Here is a 17860-nt window from a genome sequence, read left to right as displayed (position 1 = left end):
GTCAGCTAACCTCCGGCGCCATGGGGAGCGCAGGCACCGTCGCGGAGCTCGTACAGCGCCAATGGGGCGACCACCGGCCGGGACTGAGGTCCGAGGACCTCACCCTCAGCCATCACCAGGTCGCCGCGGGCGCCGCCGCGCGGGCCGCGCTCCTCGTGGACCTGCTGCCCCGGGGAGCCGAGCCGCACATCGCCGTGCTGCTCGACAACACCCCGGAATTCCCGCTGTGGCTCGGCGCGGCGGCCCTCGCGGGGGCCGCCGTCGCGGGCATCAACCCGACCCGGCGCGGCGCCGAGCTCGCCCGCGACATCCAGCACACCGACTGCCGGGTACTGGTCACCGAGCGCGCGCGTCTGCCGCTGCTCGACGGTCTGGCCCTGCCCGGGTTACGGATTCTGGTCACCGACACCGACGCGTACGAACAGCGTCTGCGCGCGTACGCCGGTGAGAAGCCCGGCAGCGCGACCGTCGGCGGGAGCGCGGTCGGTCCGGGCAGCCGCTTGCTCCTCTACTTCACCTCCGGCTCGACGGGCGCGCCGAAGGCCGCGATCTGCACCCAGGGGCGTCTCGCGGCGGCGGGCGCGTCGCTGGCCGGTCACTTCGCCGTCCGCCCCGACGACGTCCACTACATCTGCATGCCCATGTTCCACGGCAACGCGGTGATCGCGGACTGGGCGCCGGCCCTCGCGGGCGGGGCGGGCATCGCGCTGCGGCGGCGCTTCTCGGCGTCCCGGTTCCTGGTCGACGTACGGGCGTACGGCGCTACGTACTTCACCTATGTCGGCCGCGCGGTCCAGTACCTCCTGGCCACCCCCGAGCGCCCCGACGACCGCGACCACACGCTGCGGCTCGGCTTCGGCACCGAGGCGGGGGCGGTCGACGCGGCCCGCTTCGAGGCACGGTTCGGCGTACGGCTCGTCGAGGGCTACGGCTCCTCGGAGGGCGGCGCCGCGATCCAGCGGACCCCCGGCACGCCGCCCGGTGCGATCGGCCGGGCGGCACCGGGGGACGACCTGGCGGTGGTCGACCCGGCGACGGGGGAGGAGCGCCCGCCCGGAGTACTGGACGCGGCGGGCCGCCTCCTGAACGGCTCGGAGGCGATAGGCGAGCTGGTCAACCGTGGCCCGAACCCCTTCGAGGGGTACTGGCGCAACGAGGCGGCGGAGTCGGAACGCCGGCGGGGCGGCTGGTACTGGACCGGCGACCTCTTCTTCCGGGACGCGGCCGGCTTCCTCCACTTCGCCGGCCGCACGGACGACCGGCTGCGGGTCGACAGCGAGAACCTCGCCGCCGCGATGATCGAGAACATCCTGGCCCGCTGGTCGGACGCGGCGGCCGTTGCGGTGTACGCGGTACCGGACCCGGTGGCGGGCGACCAGGTGATGGCGGCGGTGGCGCCGCGCGACGGGGTGGCCTTCCGCCCGTCCGCCTTCGGCCGGTTCCTGTCGGCCCAGCCGGACCTGGGGACGAAGATGGCGCCGCGCTTCGTGCGCGTCGTCGCCCGGATGCCGACGACGGCGACGAACAAGGTGCACCGCGTGGCGCTGCGCCGCGAGGGCTTCCGCTGCGCCGACCCGGTGTGGTGGGCGCCGGGCGGCGGCCCGTACCGCCGGCTGACCGGGGCCGACGTGTCGGCACTGGCCGCGGAGTACGCACGGCACGGCCGCGACGCCCTGCCGGGCTGACCCACAAGGCCTGCTTTCCACCGGGGAGCGCCACGAAAAAGACCCCCGCTTCCGCGAGGGTCTTTCGTCTGTGCGCCGCCAGGGACTCGAACCCCGGACCCGCTGATTAAGAGTCAGCTGCTCTAACCAACTGAGCTAGCGGCGCTTGACTCGTAAATAGTACCTGGTCCGGAAGGGTGCCCCGAACCACGGTCGGCCACCGCCGTCACAGCGCCAGTGACAGCACCATCGGCGCGGCCCTGCGGTTCAGTGTGTCCGCCGCCGAGCGCAGGCGGTGGGCGTGCTCCAGCGGCAGGGACAGGGCCAGGCAGCCCACCGTGGAGCCGGCGGTGAGCGGAACGGCCGCGCAGACCGTGCCCACCGCGTACTCCTGGAGGTCGAGGACCGGCACCGTGGGCGGCTGGCTGTCCAGCTTGGAGAAGAGGACCCGCTCGTTGGTGATCGTCTTCGAGGTGAGCCGGGCGGTCTTGTGGCGCGACAGATGGTCGCGGCGGCCGTTCTGGTCGAGCTGGGTCAGCAGGCACTTGCCGATCGCGCTGGCATGGGCCGCCGACCTGAAGTCGACCCACTCGTTGACCGCGGGCGTGCGGGGCCCGTCGGCGATCTGTGTGACCTTGATCTCGCCGTCGATGTAGCGGCTGATGTAGATCGCCGCGCCCACCGTGTCGCGCAGCTGGTCGAGGGTCTGCTGGAGCTTGGTCTGGAGGGCCTCGCGCCGCGTGGAGCCCGAACCGAGCAGGACGAGCGAGTCGCCGACGACGTACGCCCCGTCCGTCACCTGCTCGACGTACCCCTCGCGGCGGAGCATCAGCAGCAGGGAGGTCAGGTGGGCGGTCGGGAGACCGGTCTCGCGGGCGATCTGTACATCGGTCACACCGCTCCCGTGCCTGGAGACCGTCTCCAGTACACGCAGGGCGTACTGCACCGAGTGGAACGGCACGGTCGGCTCCGGCTTCAGCGCCACGGTTTCCCCCTACCAGGTTGTGACCGTTTGCATCCGTTCCACGATAGCCGCCAAGAGCCCCTTACGGGGCCGGTGTTGAGGAGAAAGTGGCACGTCCCGGCCCCACAAGCTGGGACGCGCCACTGTGGCATATGCCAGCGTCACGATTCCGGATGGATCGAGAGGTCAGAGCACCGCGCCGAGGAACTCGCGGGTACGGTCGTGCTCCGGATCGTTGAAGATCTTCTCGGGCGACCCGGACTCGATGACCCGCCCGTTGTCGAACATCAGGACGTCGTCCGAGATGTCCCGGGCGAAGTTCATCTCGTGCGTGACGCAGAGCATGGTGATGTCCGTCGTACGGGCGATGTCGCGCAGTACGTCGAGAACGCCCGCCACCAGCTCCGGGTCCAGCGCCGACGTCACCTCGTCCAGGAGCAGCACCTGCGGGCGCATCGCCAGGGCCCGCGCGATGGCGACGCGCTGCTGCTGGCCGCCGGAGAGCTGGGTCGGCTTCACGTCGTGCTTGTCGCTGAGGCCGACGAGATCCAGCAGGCCCTTGGCACGCTCGGCGGCCTCGTCCTTCGACATGCCGAGGACCCGCACGGGCGCCTCGGTGACATTGCGCAGGACGCTCATGTTGGGGAAGAGGTTGAACTGCTGGAACACCATGCCGATGTTCTTGCGCACCTCGCGGACTTCCTTCTCGCCCGCCGGGAAGAGCTGGCCGCCGTTGACTCTGATCACGCCCTCGTCGGGCTTCACCAGCGTCATCAGCAGCCGGAGGATCGTGGTCTTGCCGGAGCCGGACGGCCCGATGAGGGTCACGTGCTTCCCGGACCGGACCGAGAAGCAGAGGTTGTCCAGGACGGTGTTGTCGCCGAACCGCTTGGTGACGTTGTCGAATCGGATCAGTTCGTTGGGGGTCGGGTCAGCGGACAAGACGACGCTCCAGGGCTCGCATGAGAAGAGAAGCCGGGTAGGCGATGAGGATGAAGGCGACGCCGACGACCGTCAGCGGCTCGGCGTACTGGAAGGTCTCCGCGCTCGCCAGCCTGGCCTCCTGGAGCATTTCCAGTACGCCGATGGCCATGAGCAGCGGAGTGTCCTTCAGCATCGAGATCACGTAGTTGCCCAGGGCGGGCACGATCCGGCGGATCGCCTGCGGCAGGATCACCGCGAACCAGGTGCGCGGGACCGGCAGGCTGAGCGCCGTCGCCGCTTCCCACTGCCCGGCCGGTACGGCGTCGATGCCGGCCCGGTAGACCTGCGCGGTGTATGTCGAGTAATGCAGCCCGATGGCGAGAGTGCCGGTGGTCAGCGCCGAGAACTGCACGCCCCACTCGGGCAGCACGAAGTAGAAGAAGAACAGCTGCACCAGCAGCGGGGTGTTGCGGATGAACTCGGTGACGATGTTCACCGGCCAGCGGACCCAGCGCGGCGCGCGGTACCCGATCGCCCAGACCAGACCGAGGGTGAACGAGAGCAGTGAGCCGAGCACCAGGACCTGGAGCGTGACGAGCAGGCCGTCCCAGAACGCCGGCATGAAGTCCGTGACCGCGGACCAGTCCCATGTGTTCATCGCGTGCCTCCGGCTCCGGCGGTGATCCCGATACCGGCTTTGGTCCTGCGTTCGAGCACCCGCATCCCGCGGGTGAGGACAAAGGCGATCACGAAGTAGATCACCAGTGTCACGGAGTAGATCTCCACGCTCTCCTGGGTGGCCAGACGCACCAGGTAGGCGGAGAACGACGTGTCGGCCACACCGAGCAGGGACACCAGAGCGGTGCCCTTGAGCAGCTCGATCAGCAGGTTGTTGAAGGGCGGGATCATCTCGGGCACCGCCTGCGGAAGCAGGATGAGCCGCATCCGCTGCCAGGGGGTGAAGCTGAGCGCGACGCCCGCCTCACGCTGCGCCGGGGCCACCGAGTTGAGCGCGCCGCGCACGACCTCGGCGCCGTACGCCCCGTACGAGAGCCCCAGCGCCAGGACGGCCGCCCACATGGGGACGAGCGCCCAGCCGAAGAGTCCCGGCATCACGAAGAACAGCCAGAACATCAGCACCAGCGCGGACGTGCCGCGGAAGACCTCCGTGTAGAAGCCCGCCAGGAAGCGGACGGCACGGGAGTGGTGGGTGCGGGCGATGCCGATGCCGAAGGCGACAACGGCCGCGAGGGCGGCGCTGTACACGGTGAGCTGGATCGTGATCCAGATACCGGGGAGAATCCAGTGCGTCCACAGTCCGGCTGTCATGTGCACAGCTCCTCTGCGGTCATCGTCGTCATCTCCGCCTCGGTGAAGCCGAACGGCTGGAGGATCCGGAAGAGTTCACCGCTCTTCTTCATCTTGTGGATCTCCACATTGAAGGCGTCGCGCAGTTCGGCGTCGCCGAGCCGGAACGCGAACCCGCCGCCGTCCACCTTCTTCCTGCCGTCCACGAGCGGCGCGAAGGGCTTCGTGGCCTCCGCCCTCGTGCTCTTCTTCACCACGCCCCGGCCGGTCAGCGCGGTGCCCGCGAAGACGTCGACCCGGCCGGACTCCACGGCGTTCAGGCCCGCGACGGGGTCCTGGAAGATGGCTATCTCCTTGCGCGGGATGCCGGCGGCGACCGCGTAGTCGATCTCGGCGTATCCGGCGCCGGTGGCGATCTTCGCCTTGGCCTCGACGACGTCCTGGTACGAACGCAACTGCTTCGGGTTGCCCTTGCGCACGATGAACGAGTCGAGCATCTGGTACTCGGGGTCGGCGAAGAGGACTTGCGCGCAGCGTTCCTTGTTGATGTACATCCCGGCGGAGACCACGTCGAACTGCTGCGACTGGAGGCCTGGGATGAGGGAGGAGAAGTCGGTGGGGGAGGGCTGCACCTTGGGCACGCCCAGCCGCTTGAAGATGACCTTGGCGAGTTCTACCGCCTCGCCGGTGAACTCACCCTGCTCGTCGATGTATCCGTACGGAGCCTCGCCGGCGATGCCGAGTCGGACCGTGCCCTGCGACTTCAGCCGGGCGAGCGTGTCGCCGGACGGGACCTTGCTGCAGCCGGCCGCGCCGAGCGCCCCCGCGGCGCCGAGCGCGGCCGTGCCGAGCAGGAGCGAGCGCCGGCGTATGGAGTGTCTTGTTGTGCTGTCTGAGTCGTTCCCTGGTGGTGGAGCCATGGGCGCGCGGCTACCCGGCTCCAGCCGAGGTATGCCGATGGATTCCGGCCCCTGTCGCGGCGGGTGCGCCCTTGACCCACTGGGGACCATGGGGAGATGACCGACCGATTCGTGGACGTATCGCTCGACAAGCGCGGTGTGCGCTGCACCGCGAAACTCCTGGACGACCGGGCGCCGGTCACCTGCGAGGCGGTGTGGCAGGCGCTTCCCCTGGGCGGGGATGTCTATCACGCGAAGTACGCCCGTAATGAGATCTACGCCCTGGTCCAACCCTTCGCCGCGCAAGAGCCGCCGCTGGAGAACCCCACCGTCACGCCCATCCCCGGCGACCTCTGCTATTTCGCCTTCTCCGACACCCAGCTGGGCACGGCGTCGCACGGCTACGGCCCGCAGCCCGCGCTCCGGGCCGGCCACGGCGTGGTCGACCTCGCCCTCTTCTACGAACGCAACAACCTGCTGCTCAACGGCGATACGGGCTGGGTGCCCGGCATCGTCTGGGGCACCGTCGTCGAGGGCCTCGACCGGATGGCCGAGGCGTGCCAGGACCTCTGGCGTTCGGGTGCGGTCGGCGAGACCCTGACGTTCAGGCGCGGCGGGGCACCGGGCTGAGCCCCGTTCCCCCTGTCCCGCTCCGGTGCAACGCGTGCGCCGCGCGCAGCACCAGGTCGTCCCGGTGCCGCGCGGCCACCAGCTGCACCCCGATCGGCAGCCCGTCCGCGTCCGCCCCGCAGGGCACGGTCGCGGCGGGCTGCTGCGTCAGGTTGAAGGGGTACGTGAACGGCGTCCACCCCGTCCAGCGCCGGTGCCCGGACCCCTTCGGCACCTCCGCGCCCGCCTCGAAGGCGGTGAGAGGCAGGGTCGGCGTGACCAGCAGGTCGTACGCCGAGTGGAAGCGGCCCATGCGCCGGCCGAGATCCATCCGGACGTCGACGGCCGCCAGGTAGTCCAGCGCGCTGTACCGCGCGCCCAGCGCGGAGATCTCGCGCAGGCCCGGATCCAGCAGGGCCCGCTGCTCCTTGCCGAAGTGCTGCACCAGGCGCGCGGCCCCGCTGAACCACAGCGTGTGGAAGGCCTCCACCGGATCGGCGACATCGGGGTCGGCCTCTTCGACGTACGCCCCCGATTCAGCCAGCTTCCCCACCGCCGCACGCACGGCGGCGGCGACCTCGGGCCGTACCGACACCTGCCCGCCGAACGACGCCGAGTACGCCACCCGCAGGCCCTTCACCCCGCCGTCCAGGGCAGCCGTCATGCTCCCGCCGGGTGCCAGCTGCGACCAGTCGCGCCAGTCGGGGCCGCTGATGACGTCCATCAGCAGCGCCGCGTCCGCCGCGTCCCGCGTCATCGGACCGACGTGCGCGAGCGTCCCGAACGGGCTGGAGGGGTACAGCGGCACCCGCCCGTACGTCGGCTTCAGCCCGAAGATGCCGCAGAAGGACGCCGGGATACGCACCGAACCCCCGCCGTCCGTGCCGAGCGACAGCGGGCCCGCCCCGAGCGCCACGGCCGCCGCGCTGCCGCCGCTGGAGCCGCCCGCAGTGCGCGACGGATCGTACGGGTTGCCGGTCACTCCGGACAGCGGCGAGTCGGTGACGCCCTTCCAGCCGAACTCGGGCGTGGTCGTCTTGCCCAGGAACACCGCGCCCTGCTCCCGCAGCCGCGCCACGGACGGCGCGTCCTCGTCCCAGCCGCCCCGAGCCCGCATCGCCCTGGAGCCCCGCAGCGTCGGCCCGCCGCGCGTCAGCAGCAGGTCCTTCACCGACACCGGGATCCCGTCGACCAGACCTTGCGGCTCCTTCCTCCGCCACCGCCCGGCGGACGCCTCCGCCTGCGCGAGTGCCTCGTCCGCGTCGACCCGGACGAAGGCGTTGACGAGCGGCTGTACGGCTTCGATCCGGGCCAGGGCCGCCCGGGTCGCGTCGACGGGGGAGAACTCGCCCTTCTCGTACCCGGCCAGAAGTTGACGGGCGGTCAGTGCGCTCAGCTCAGTCATGCATGGGGACGTACCCACGTTTCTTGTCCACCACGTTCGGCAGCGGGCTTCCGGACGCCCACAGTTCGTACAACTCGACAAACTGCGCGCCCAGCTCGTCGCGCCAGCCGATCGTGTCCCCGCTCATGTGCGGGGACACGATCAGGCCGGGAACGTCCCACAGCGGGCTCTCCGGCGGCAGCGGCTCCTCGCCGAACACGTCGAGCGCCGCGCCCGCGATCCACCGCTTCTGCAGGGCCGCTACAAGATCGGCCTCGACGACGAGCGGACCGCGCCCCACGTTGATGAACCGGGCCGACGGCGGCATCGCGCCGAAGGCCGCCGCGTCGAACATCCCGCGCGTCACGTCGGTCAGCGGCGCCGCGCAGATCACCCAGTCGGCGCGTGAGAGCAAGGGCGTCAGCTCGTGCGCGCCGTGCACGCCGGGGCGCGCGGTCCGTCCGACGAGGGCCGTGACGACCCCCAGCGCCCGCAGCAGCCGGGCGATCTCCCGCCCGATCGGCCCCGAACCCACGATCACCGCCCTGCTGCCCGCCACCCGAAGGGTCTCGCGGTGGCGCCAGCGCCGCTGCCGCTGGAGATCCAGCGTGCCGGGCAGGTCCTTCGCCATGGCGATGACCAGGCCCGATACATACTCGGCGATCGGCAGATCGAAGATCCCTCGGGCGTTGGTCACCACCGTGTCGGAGGCGATCAGCTCGGGGCACATGAGGTGGTCGACGCCGGCGCTCGCGGTGTGCACCCAGCGCGGCCGGGGGCCGTCGCCCGGCCAGGCGCGGCGTACCGCGTCGGAGGTGAAGTCCCAGACCAGCAGCACGTCGGCGAGAGGGAGTTGACGGGCGAGCGTGTTCTCGTCACCGTGCAGGATGCGGGTACGTCCGGTCAGTCGGCCCAGGCGGGGCGGCGGATCGGCGTCGAGGACAAGAAGGGTCTCTTCGGACATGGAGGCGAAACCCCTTCGACACGTCTGAGATGTACGGATTGACCACGCTCGCACCCGAATCTACGGTCGTCAACTCACGCACCTGGGGGCCGCATTGGACATCTCCTTCCTCGGCGGACCAAGGCCACAACGCGGCGTAGGCGTCGTGGCCCCCTTCGACTTCGCGCTGGACCGGGAACTGTGGCGCTGGGTCCCCGACGAGATTTCGCTGCATCTCACCCGCACCCCCTTCGTTCCCGTCGAGGTCAGCCTCGATCTGGCCAGGCTCGTCAGCGAGCACGAGACGCTGCGCGAGGCGGTGCGGGCCCTGTGCGCAGTGGCGCCGGAAGTCGTCGCGTACGCCTGCACGTCGGGCAGCTTCGTCGGCGGAGTGGCCGGTGAGCGGGCCATGTGCGCGGCGATGACCCAGGCCGGGGAGCTGCCCTCGGTCACCACGTCGGGGGCGCTGCTCGACGCCCTCGGCGCGATGGGTGCGCGGCGGATCGCGCTGGTCACCCCGTACACGGCGTCGGTCACGAACTCCTTGGAGGAATATCTCGCCCAGGCCGGGATAGCGGTCACAGGGCGCGCGTTCCTCGGACTGACCCGGCATATCTGGAAGGTCCCCTACCGGGATGTGGTGGACATGGCGAGGCAGGCGGTGGTGGGGGCGGCGGACTGCCTCTTCATCAGCTGTACGAACCTGCCGACGTACGACGTGATCCCCCAGCTGGAGGCGGAGTTGCGGATGCCGGTGCTGTCCGCGAACCAGGTCACGATGTGGTCCGCGCTACGGCGGATCGGGGCGTGCGCGGTCGGCCCGTACCAGCGGCTGCTGATCGACGAGGCGGAGCGGGAACGGGCGCCGGCACCGGCTCCGGCTCCGGCTCCGGCTCCCCAACAGTCCCAGCAACAGCAACAGCAACAAGAGGGGTGATCATGACAGCGGTCGGGTTTCTCTACCCCGGTCATTCCGCGGAGGACGACTACCCGCGGATCGAAATGCTGCTCGACAGCGACGTGCGGCTGTCCGTCGTGCACACCGACATCGGCGAGGACGCGCACCGCGTCGACGCCCTCCTCCAGATGGGCTCGCCCGCCCGCCTCGCGGCCGGGGTGGAGGAGCTGCGGCTCGCGGGGGCGGAGGCTGTGGTGTGGGCGTGCACGAGCGCGAGCTTCGTCTTCGGCCGGGACGGCGCGCAGGACCAGGTCGGCCTCCTGGCACAGGCGGCGGGCCTGCCGGCCTCCAGCACGTCGTTCGCCTTCGTCCACGCGGTACGGGACGTGGGTGCGACGCGGGTCGCGATCGCGGCGACGTACCCCGAGGATGTGGCGGCGTACTTCACCGACTTCCTCAAGGCGGCGGACATCGAGGTGGTCGCGTCGCGCGGCAGCGGCATCATCACCGCCGCGGAGGTCGGCACGTGGGGCCGCGACGAGGTGCTGGCGCTGGCCCGCGCGGGCGACCATCCGGACGCGGAGGCGGTACTGCTGCCGGACACGGCGTTGCATACGGCGGCGTACGTGCCGGAGTTGGAGGAGGCGCTGGGCAAGCCGGTCCTCACGGCGAACCAGGTCACGGTGTGGGAGGGCCTGCGGCTGGCCGACCGCCGGGTCCGCACGAAGCACCTGGGCACGCTCTTCGCCGGCAGGACGTAGCCCCGCTCCTGGGGGCTGCCCCAGGCCGGGAAGGGGCGGGGGCGGACAGGCCCGCCGCAGGCGATCGGGCCTGTCCGCCCCCGGGGGAATAACCGGAGCCACCCTCCTGTTGTCGCACTCGTTGCACGACCCGCACCGACGACGCAGGAGGAAACACCGGTGGACGCGATCCGAGGCACGGCGAGCGGAAGCGCGCCCGTACCCCTTTCCGTACTCGACCTGGCAACGGTGGGCAGCGGGACCACCGCCACCACCGCCCTGCGCACCAGCGTCGCCATCGCCCGCCAGGCCGAAACCCGCGGCTTCCACCGGTACTGGGTCGCCGAGCACCACTCCATGCCCGGCGTCGCGAGCTCCTCCCCGGCGGTGATCCTTGCCCACATCGCCGCCCACACCGACCGCATCCGCCTCGGCTCCGGCGGCGTCATGCTGCCCAACCACGCGCCGCTGGTCATCGCCGAACAGTTCGGCACGCTCGAAGCGTTCGCCCCCGGCCGTATCGACCTCGGCCTCGGCCGCGCCCCCGGCACGGACGGCGCCACCGCCGCCGCACTCCGCCGCACCGACCGCCCCCGCAGCCTCAAGGGCATGGGCGATGCCCCCTTGCGCGAAGGCGCCGACGACTTCCCGCAGCAGCTCGCCGAGCTGACCCGGTTCCTCGACGACGACTTCCCCGACGGCCACCCCTACGCCCGCATCCACGCGGTCCCGGGGCCCGTCCAGGGCCCCGCCGCCCGCCCGCCGATCTGGCTGCTCGGCTCCTCCGGCTTCAGTGCCCGCCTCGCCGCCACCCTCGGCCTGCCGTTCGCCTTCGCGCACCACTTCTCCGCGCAGAACACGATCCCGGCGCTCGACCTCTACCGCGAGTCGTTCCGCCCCTCGGCCGTCCTCGACGCCCCGTACGCGCTCATCGGCGTGTCGGCCCTCGCGTCGGACGACGAGAAGGAGGCCCGCCGCCAGGTCCTCACCGGCGCCCTGTCGATGGTCCGCCTGCGCACCGGACGCCCGGGTCTGATCCCGACGCCTGAGGAGGCCGAGGCGTACGACTTCAGCGCCATGGAGCGGGAGTTCGTCGACAGCTGGCTCGCCAACGTCATCCATGGCACCCCGGACGCCGTCCGCACCGGCCTCGACGACCTGGCCAAGCGCACCGGCGCCGACGAGTTGATGATCACGGCCAACGCCCACGGCGGCGCCACCCGCCTGCGCTCGTACGAACTCATCGCGGACGCCTACGGCCTGCCCCGCGCCTGAGCGCCCGGGGGCGGTGATCGCCGTCAGACCCGCTGCGGACTGACGGCGATCATCGCGGCGATCCGCTCCGGCGTCACCGCCCGCGAGTACAGCCAGCCCTGCCCCGTGTCGCACCCGATCCGGCGCAGCCGCGCCGCCTGCCCCGACGTCTCGACGCACTCCGCCGTGACGGTCAGCCCCAGTCGGTGCGCGAGCTGCACCAGCGCCTCGACAATCGTTTCGTCAGCCGGGTTGGCGTGCGCCTCGTCCTGGAAGCCGCGGACGAAGGAGCCGTCCAGCTTGAGCACCGAGACGGGCAGCCGGCTCAGGTACGCGAGATTCGAGTAGCCGGTCCCGAAATCGTCGATCGCGATGTGTACGCCCATGTCGCTCAGCGCCTGCAAGGCCTGCAGCGGCCGCCCCGCCGAGCCCATCACCGCGGACTCGGTCAGCTCCAGTTGCAGCAGATTCGGCGCGAGCCCCGTTTCGGCGAGGATCCCGGCGACGTCCGCGACCAGGTCGGAGTCCCACACCTGGCGTACGGCGACATTGACGCTGACGAAGATCGGCGGCGTGCCGGGGTGCGCGATCTGCCACTGCCTGGCCTGCCGGCAGGCGGTCCGCAGCACCCAGCGGCCGAGCTGGACGATCGAGCCGTCCTCCTCGGCGATGGAGATGAACCGATTCGGCGCCAGCGTCCCGAACTGCGGATGTTCCCAGCGTACGAGCGCCTCCACCCCCCGTACGCCGCCACCCTCCAGGTCCACCAGCGGCTGGTACTCCAGCGTGAACTCCCCGCGCTCGACGGCCGGCCGCAGGGTGCTGGACAGCGCCTGACGGGTCATCCGGTGGGCGTTGCGCTCCGGGTCGAAGAGCGTCCAGCGCGCCTTGCCGTCCGCCTTGGCCCAGTACAGCGTCGTGTCCGCGGCCTGCATCAGACCGGTCGCCGTGGTCCCGGCCGCGACCCGCTCAACGACACCGATGGACGCGGACACCGCCAGCCGCTGCCCGGCCAGGTCGAACGGCTGCTGAAGGGCGGTCAGTACGGCCTGCGCGAGGTCCGCTAGCTGTTCCGTGCCGGTGGAGTCCTCGACCAGCAGCGCGAACTCGTCGCCGCCGAGCCGCGCGACCAGATGGCCGCCGGCCCGCGCGTAGCCGTACTGGTCGGCGCACCGGGCCAGCCGCGAGGCGACGGCGGTCAGCAGCCGGTCGCCGACGCGGTGGCCGAGGGTGTCGTTGACGGCCTTGAACCCGTCGAGGTCGAGGTAGCAGACGCCGATCCGGCCGGTGCCGCCGCCTTCGTACGCCGAATTCTCCAGCGCGGAGGTCAGGCGCTCGAAGAACAGCGTGCGGTTGGGGAGCCGGGTCACAGGATCGTGCATCTGGAGGTGGCGCAGCCGGGCCTGGAGCTCGCGACGGTCGCTGGTGTCCGTGACCGACAGCAGGACGGTTCCGCTGTCCGGTACGGGCGTGACGGTGACCTCGGCCCAGAGCGAGCGCCCGTCCGGGTGCTTGAGCCTGCGCGTACAGCGGAAGCGGGCGCGTCGCCCGGCGAGGACTTCGAGGTAGGCGTGGAAGCTGCGGGCGTCGGACGCGAGATCGAGGAGATCGGCGGCGGGCTGTTCGCGCAGCTGGGCGGCGTCCGTGCCGAGGATCCCGGCGAGGGAGGGGTTCGCGGTGACGACGAGTCCGTCGCGGTCCACGACGGCCATTGCGAGGTGCGCGGCGTGGAAGGCCGCGCGGTAATCGCGCAGCTCGGACGCCGAGCGACCGAGCTCGTGACTCTGTGTGACGGTCCGTCGGATGATGTCGGGGGCCGAACCGGGTTTTTCGGAGGTTCCGCTCACCGCTCGCTCCCGCAGGGCATTGATCGCTTACAGATGTCGTCGGGGTCGTCGGCGGGGTGGAGAGCCCCGCACGGGGCTGATTCCACGCAGGAAAGTGTGCCGATCATAGAGGCTGCCGGGAGGGCCGATCCAGCTACGCCGCCGTGATGCGGAGCACCCGACGCCTGCGGACGATCGTTTCTGCACAGCTGCGCCTTGCGGTGTTCCTACGTGATCGATTGTGACTTTCCGTGATCCCGTCGGGGTGTCGGCGTCTCGGCCGCTTCAGAAGGCCCTGGTCACCCATGTGGGGCAGTGGAACAGGGCATACCTCATGAAAACGCAACAATGTGGGTGGCGTGCCCCGTATTTCCGTATCCGGAGGTCGACGTGGTCCGCCAGCAGACACCCGGGGGAGCAGACCCGTCCCGCCGATGCCGGCGCGAGCGCCTGCGCAGTACGGCCGCCGCGTTCACCTCCCTCACGGCACTCGCCGCCACCTCGCTCGTCGCGGGCCCCGCCGTCGCGGTGCAGGGCGACGGGCCGTGCGTGCTGACGCGCACCTCGGCGCACCACTCGCTGGGCCTCGACACCTGGAACGCCGCCTACCCGCGCCCCGTGAACACTCTCGACGCCGTCATGATCTTCCTGGCCTTTCCCGACTCGGAGCCCATGACCACCCCGCAGGAGCTCGCCGCCGACTACTTCCCGGCCACCAGCGACTTCTTCCGGCGGGCCTCGTACGGGAAGTTCGCCCTGCGGCCGCACCCGCAACGCGAGTGGGTCGAGATGCCGCAGGACTCCACGGCGTACGGCATAGAGCGCGACTGGGACGCCGGGCGGCGCACGGCCTACCTGCGCGACGCGGTGGCGGCGGCCGACGATCGGGTCGATTTCACGCGGTACGACATCGTGTACCTCGTCGCGGACCCGGACGCGCCCGGCGTCGACTCCGACGCGACGAAGGTCGTCAACTTCGACAAGCCACTGCGTGCGGACGGCCGGGGCATCAAGCGCATGGTCACTGTCTTCGAGCAGCACCCGCCGGACCGCAATGTGCTGGCCCACGAGACCGGCCACGTCTTCGACCTGCCCGATCTCTATCACCGTCCGGTGGACGGCAAGGGCGACTGGGACACGTACGTCGGGGACTGGGACGTCATGGGCAGCCAGTTCGGGCTCGCCCCGGAACTCTTCGGCTGGCACAAGTGGAAGCTCGGCTGGCTGGACCGGCGGCAGGTGGCCTGCGTGCCGGGGACCGGCGAGACCAGCCTCACGCTGGAGCCGCTGTCGGCCGAGCGGCCCCGGGGCGGGACGGGTGGTACGCGGCTCGCGGTCGTCCGGACGGGGAAGGGCAGCGTGCTCGCCATCGAGGCGCGGAGTGGGTCCGGCAACGACGAGTCGTTGTGCACGGAGGGCGTGCTGATCTACCGGGTGCGCAATGCGGCGGCCTCTGGCGGCGGGCCGGTCGAGGTGGTGGACGCCCACCCGGAGAGCGACGCGTGCTGGGACCGCTCGGTGTATCCGCCGCTGGCGGACGCGCCGGTACGGGAGGGGGAGACGTTCACGGTGCCGGGGGAGGACGCCCGGGTGGAGGTGGCGGACCGTACGCGGTCGGGGGCGTGGACGGTCCGCATCACGCCGGGGGCGTGAGGCCGGGGCTGGTCGGGTCGGGGATGGGTTCGGGGCAACGAGAAAGCCCCCCGCTCTCGCGAAGGGCTTTCCCCGTCTGTGCGCCGCCAGGGACTCGAACCCCGGACCCGCTGATTAAGAGTCAGCTGCTCTAACCAACTGAGCTAGCGGCGCCTGCTGACGTCGTAGACATTAGCACCCGGATCGGCGGGAGGAAAAATCGATATCCGGGGCTCGGCAACCGGGCCCGGACGGGCCGCCCGTACGCATGCCCAGAGCATCGCCTCGGCGCCCGGCAGCCACGGATGGCGCACGTCAGGGGCCACCAGCCAGCGCGGTCCCGCGCCGGCGGGGGCGGCCGGTGCGCTCAGCGGCGGGACCGTCACGGCGTCCCCCGGGCCGTGGCACAGGACCGGCGGCACCACGGTTTTGGCACCGCCCTCGGCGGTGCTCCCGGTACGGCCCCACTCCTCCCAGCCGAGCAGTGACGGGAGCCGCTGGGCGGTGCCGGGGGCGGTGAAGAGCAGCATGCGGCCGCGGTGGGTGGCGACCGGCCCCGAACCGGGCCCGTCGGCCCATAACCGGTCCAGCATCCGGCGGCCGAAGACGGCGGGAGCGCTGACGACATCGAACGCGGAGCCGCAGGGCAGTACGCCGGGGTCGGTGGGGCGGGACTCCCAGAGCGAGAGGGTGCTGCGCGGATACGCGGCCGCGGAGACGAGCCAGGCGGCGCCGGCGGCGGTGACCTGGGCGGGGGCGTCGTTGGAGTGCGGGTACGCGGGGATGTCGTTCTCGATGCAAGCCGTCATGGCGTTACATCTACCGGCCGTAGTCGTTTCATTCCTGAGAGTTGCAGGAAACCGGGACGCGGCGGGCCGGTAGGGAGTATCTTGCCGCCGGGCATATGCCAAAAGCCCGTGACCGCCGCGGATCTCGGGCTCGGCGCTCCACCGCCTCGCCGGCCGCTACGGATGCTTCGGGCCGCGGAGAAGATCGCGGCCGAACTCGACCATCTTCTTGGCGTAGTCCTCGGTCCAGTCGGCACGCTGCGCGATGTCCGCCGTGGAGAGCCGGTCGAAGCGCTTCGGATCGGCGAGCTGGGCGGCGGCGACGGCCTGGAACTCGGTGGCCCGGTCGGTCGCGGTCCGGAACGCCAGCGTCAGCTCGGTCGCGCGTTCCAGCAGCTCACCGGGGTCCTCCATCGACTCCAGGTCGAAGAAGTGCTCGGGGTCGGCGGCTGCCTCCGAAGGCTCGAAAAGCAGCGGCGCGGGGCGCAGCCGCCGCTCGGTGCGCTCGGGTTCCGCCATGGGTCTTCCTTCCCTCTCGCGGCCACGTGTGCTCGATGGCCACCGTCCATTGTCCCGGACCGTGCAAGTAGGCATCAGCCGAACGGCCCACGCCGTTCGCTGCCCGTTGGGTTCATGGGCGCCAGGGGACGCGGTGGTTCGACCAGTGGTCCCAGGTGGACTGCATCGCCTCCCAGCCGTCCGGAAACTTGACCGTGACGCCCAGCTGCACCGGCTCGGTGGAAGGGTGCTCGTCCAGGAGGTCCGCCACCCCCTCCCGGCACACCACGATGCACGCGTGCCGGTGCCGCGACGCCAGCACGCACAGCCGGCCCGTCTCCAAGTGGAACGCCGTCGCGTCGGGGCGCCCCGACAGGGGGTGCAGCACCACCGTGACGTCGAACTCGCGCCCCTGGAGGCGGTTCGCGGTGTCGACCGCGACGCCCACGACCCCCAGGTCGGCCAGTGCCGCCCGGACCGCCGCCGCCTGGTCGCGGTGGGCCGTGCCGACGGCGACGCGGTCCGCCGTCAGCGGGACCGGGTCGGGGGAGCGCTCGCTGACGGCCGCGCCGCCCCGGTCCAGGAGGCGCCGTACGACCTGGGCGACCGCCCGCACCGCCTCCGGGTCCGTGCGCGGGGTGTGCCGGGCGGGGAGCTCCAGCAGACCCCAGCCCGAAGCGGCCGCCTCGTCCAGGACCCGGTCGGGACCGGAGCCGTCGGACGGGACGCCGAAGGAGAGACGCCGGTCGCCGTGGTCCGTACCGCTGCGGAAGGGGGTGTACGGGTAGAACGCGTCGGAGACCAGCGGCGCGGCGGAGGCCGGGAGCCGCCAGGACACCGGCAGGCGGTGCTGCGGGAGTTCGGGGTTGTGGGCCAGCAGGGTCGACACCGCACTGGCCGACGGGTCGTACGACAGCCCCGCCCACTGCTCGGCGCCGACGATGGAGAACGGGTCCAGCTGGCCCGGGTCGCCGACGAACAGCGCCCGCTCGAAGAGCCCGGCCACGGCGAGCAGCGCGTCCGAACGCATCTGGTACGCCTCGTCGACGATCGCGTGCGTCCACGGGTCCGTGGTCTTCACGTGCGCCCACTTCGCGGCCGTCGAGATGACGACGTCCAGGCCCGCCAGGTCGGCGGCCTTCGCGGACTTCCGTACGTTCGCCAGGTCGTCCAGGGCCTTGTCGTACGGGTCGGTGTCACTGCTGTGGAGGCGGCCCACCGGCAGGTCCGGTTCCTTCTCCGCGAGCCGTAGAACCAGGTCGTCGACCTGCGCGTTGGTCTGCGCGATCACCATCAGCGGGCGCCCCGCCCCGGCCAGTTCGAGCGCGGCCCGCACGACGAGTGTCGACTTGCCCGCGCCGGGCGGCGAGTCCACGACGACGCCGCGGTGCGCGCCGTGCAGCGTGTCGTGGAGGATCGCCGCGGTCGCGCGGCCGGCCTCGGCGCCGGGGTCGAAGCGCGACGCTCCGGCGGAGAGGGACTGGTTCACAGGAGATCCTCCGAGGACGTGCGGCCGGGGCGGGGAACGG

General features: G+C 71.4%; 17 protein-coding genes and 2 tRNA genes. 6 read left to right on the top strand and 13 right to left on the bottom strand.

Annotation, left to right across the window (positions count from 1 at the left end):
- Positions 1–20 precede the first annotated feature (20 nt).
- Positions 21–1685: an AMP-binding protein gene (locus ACWIHY_RS12530; RefSeq protein WP_454375616.1), complete on the top strand. Its 1665-nt coding sequence runs from the start codon at positions 21–23 to the stop codon at positions 1683–1685.
- A gap of 71 nt (positions 1686–1756) precedes the next feature.
- Here the strand turns inward: ACWIHY_RS12530 and ACWIHY_RS12525 are convergent.
- The 6 genes from ACWIHY_RS12525 to ehuB all read right to left on the bottom strand — a co-directional run bounded on the left by ACWIHY_RS12525 (position 1757) and on the right by ehuB (position 5780).
- Positions 1757–1830: transfer RNA gene (locus ACWIHY_RS12525), tRNA-Lys, on the bottom strand.
- Between the two features lie 60 nt (positions 1831–1890).
- Positions 1891–2649, bottom strand: a complete 759-nt coding sequence (locus ACWIHY_RS12520; RefSeq protein WP_454375615.1) for an IclR family transcriptional regulator — start codon at positions 2647–2649, stop codon at positions 1891–1893.
- 165 nt (positions 2650–2814) lie between these two features.
- Positions 2815–3570 (bottom strand): ectoine/hydroxyectoine ABC transporter ATP-binding protein EhuA, encoded by a 756-nt coding sequence (gene ehuA / locus ACWIHY_RS12515; RefSeq protein WP_454375614.1) that lies wholly within the window; start codon positions 3568–3570, stop codon positions 2815–2817.
- A complete protein-coding gene (gene ehuD, locus ACWIHY_RS12510) occupies positions 3560–4210 on the bottom strand; it encodes an ectoine/hydroxyectoine ABC transporter permease subunit EhuD (RefSeq protein ID WP_454375613.1) in 651 nt (216 codons plus the stop codon). The genes ehuA and ehuD overlap by 11 nt, the downstream gene beginning before the upstream one ends.
- A complete protein-coding gene (gene ehuC / locus ACWIHY_RS12505; RefSeq protein ID WP_454375612.1) occupies positions 4207–4881 on the bottom strand; it encodes an ectoine/hydroxyectoine ABC transporter permease subunit EhuC in 675 nt (224 codons plus the stop codon). Before ehuC ends, ehuD begins: the two co-directional genes overlap by 4 nt.
- The gene (gene ehuB / locus ACWIHY_RS12500; RefSeq protein ID WP_454375611.1) at positions 4878–5780 is read right to left on the bottom strand and encodes an ectoine/hydroxyectoine ABC transporter substrate-binding protein EhuB; all 903 of its coding nucleotides are present in this window, start codon (positions 5778–5780) and stop codon (positions 4878–4880) included. Before ehuB ends, ehuC begins: the two co-directional genes overlap by 4 nt.
- Positions 5781–5876: 96 nt before the next feature.
- Here ehuB and ACWIHY_RS12495 point away from each other — a divergent pair, with 96 nt between their 5' ends.
- Positions 5877–6389 (top strand): DUF3830 family protein, encoded by a 513-nt coding sequence (locus tag ACWIHY_RS12495; RefSeq protein WP_454375610.1) that lies wholly within the window; start codon positions 5877–5879, stop codon positions 6387–6389.
- On the opposite strand, the gene ACWIHY_RS12490 is transcribed toward ACWIHY_RS12495, so the two are convergent.
- Together ACWIHY_RS12490 and ACWIHY_RS12485 are read right to left on the bottom strand one after the other, a co-directional pair.
- On the bottom strand, positions 6364–7773 hold the full coding sequence (locus ACWIHY_RS12490; RefSeq protein ID WP_454375609.1) for an amidase: 1410 nt from the start codon (positions 7771–7773) through the stop codon (positions 6364–6366). The genes ACWIHY_RS12495 and ACWIHY_RS12490 overlap by 26 nt on opposite strands.
- The gene (locus ACWIHY_RS12485) at positions 7766–8716 is read right to left on the bottom strand and encodes a D-2-hydroxyacid dehydrogenase (RefSeq protein ID WP_454375608.1); all 951 of its coding nucleotides are present in this window, start codon (positions 8714–8716) and stop codon (positions 7766–7768) included. The genes ACWIHY_RS12490 and ACWIHY_RS12485 overlap by 8 nt, the downstream gene beginning before the upstream one ends.
- A 94-nt stretch (positions 8717–8810) precedes the next feature.
- Between ACWIHY_RS12485 and ACWIHY_RS12480 the strand changes: the two genes are divergently transcribed.
- From ACWIHY_RS12480 to ACWIHY_RS12470, 3 genes are all read left to right on the top strand, one after another.
- Positions 8811–9632 (top strand): maleate cis-trans isomerase family protein, encoded by an 822-nt coding sequence (locus ACWIHY_RS12480; protein WP_454375607.1) that lies wholly within the window; start codon positions 8811–8813, stop codon positions 9630–9632.
- Positions 9633–9634: 2 nt separating this feature from the next.
- On the top strand, positions 9635–10354 hold the full coding sequence (locus ACWIHY_RS12475) for a maleate cis-trans isomerase family protein (protein ID WP_454375606.1): 720 nt from the start codon (positions 9635–9637) through the stop codon (positions 10352–10354).
- A 159-nt stretch (positions 10355–10513) separates the two neighbouring features.
- Positions 10514–11608, top strand: coding sequence for an LLM class flavin-dependent oxidoreductase (locus ACWIHY_RS12470; protein ID WP_454375605.1), 1095 nt, complete (start codon positions 10514–10516; stop codon positions 11606–11608).
- Positions 11609–11631: 23 nt separating this feature from the next.
- Here the strand turns inward: ACWIHY_RS12470 and ACWIHY_RS12465 are convergent, their stop codons facing one another.
- Entirely contained in the window at positions 11632–13392 is a 1761-nt protein-coding gene (locus ACWIHY_RS12465) for a putative bifunctional diguanylate cyclase/phosphodiesterase (protein ID WP_454375768.1), read from the bottom strand.
- A gap of 411 nt (positions 13393–13803) precedes the next feature.
- Here ACWIHY_RS12465 and ACWIHY_RS12460 point away from each other — a divergent pair, with 411 nt between their 5' ends.
- A complete protein-coding gene (locus ACWIHY_RS12460) occupies positions 13804–15066 on the top strand; it encodes a M6 family metalloprotease domain-containing protein (RefSeq protein WP_454375604.1) in 1263 nt (420 codons plus the stop codon).
- Between the two features lie 79 nt (positions 15067–15145).
- Here ACWIHY_RS12460 and ACWIHY_RS12455 read toward each other — a convergent pair.
- From ACWIHY_RS12455 to ACWIHY_RS12440, 4 genes are all read right to left on the bottom strand, one after another.
- A tRNA-Lys gene (locus ACWIHY_RS12455) sits at positions 15146–15219 on the bottom strand.
- Entirely contained in the window at positions 15210–15854 is a 645-nt protein-coding gene (locus ACWIHY_RS12450; protein ID WP_454375603.1) for a hypothetical protein, read from the bottom strand. Before ACWIHY_RS12450 ends, ACWIHY_RS12455 begins: the two co-directional genes overlap by 10 nt.
- A gap of 156 nt (positions 15855–16010) precedes the next feature.
- On the bottom strand, positions 16011–16352 hold the full coding sequence (locus tag ACWIHY_RS12445) for a hypothetical protein (protein ID WP_454375602.1): 342 nt from the start codon (positions 16350–16352) through the stop codon (positions 16011–16013).
- Positions 16353–16464: 112 nt separating this feature from the next.
- The gene (locus tag ACWIHY_RS12440) at positions 16465–17820 is read right to left on the bottom strand and encodes an AAA domain-containing protein (protein ID WP_454375601.1); all 1356 of its coding nucleotides are present in this window, start codon (positions 17818–17820) and stop codon (positions 16465–16467) included.
- Between the last annotated feature and the right edge of the window lie 40 nt (positions 17821–17860).

The sequence above is a fragment of the Streptomyces sp. NPDC055287 genome, from assembly GCF_053646035.1.
This window is presented reverse-complemented; position numbering and strand designations above follow the sequence as displayed.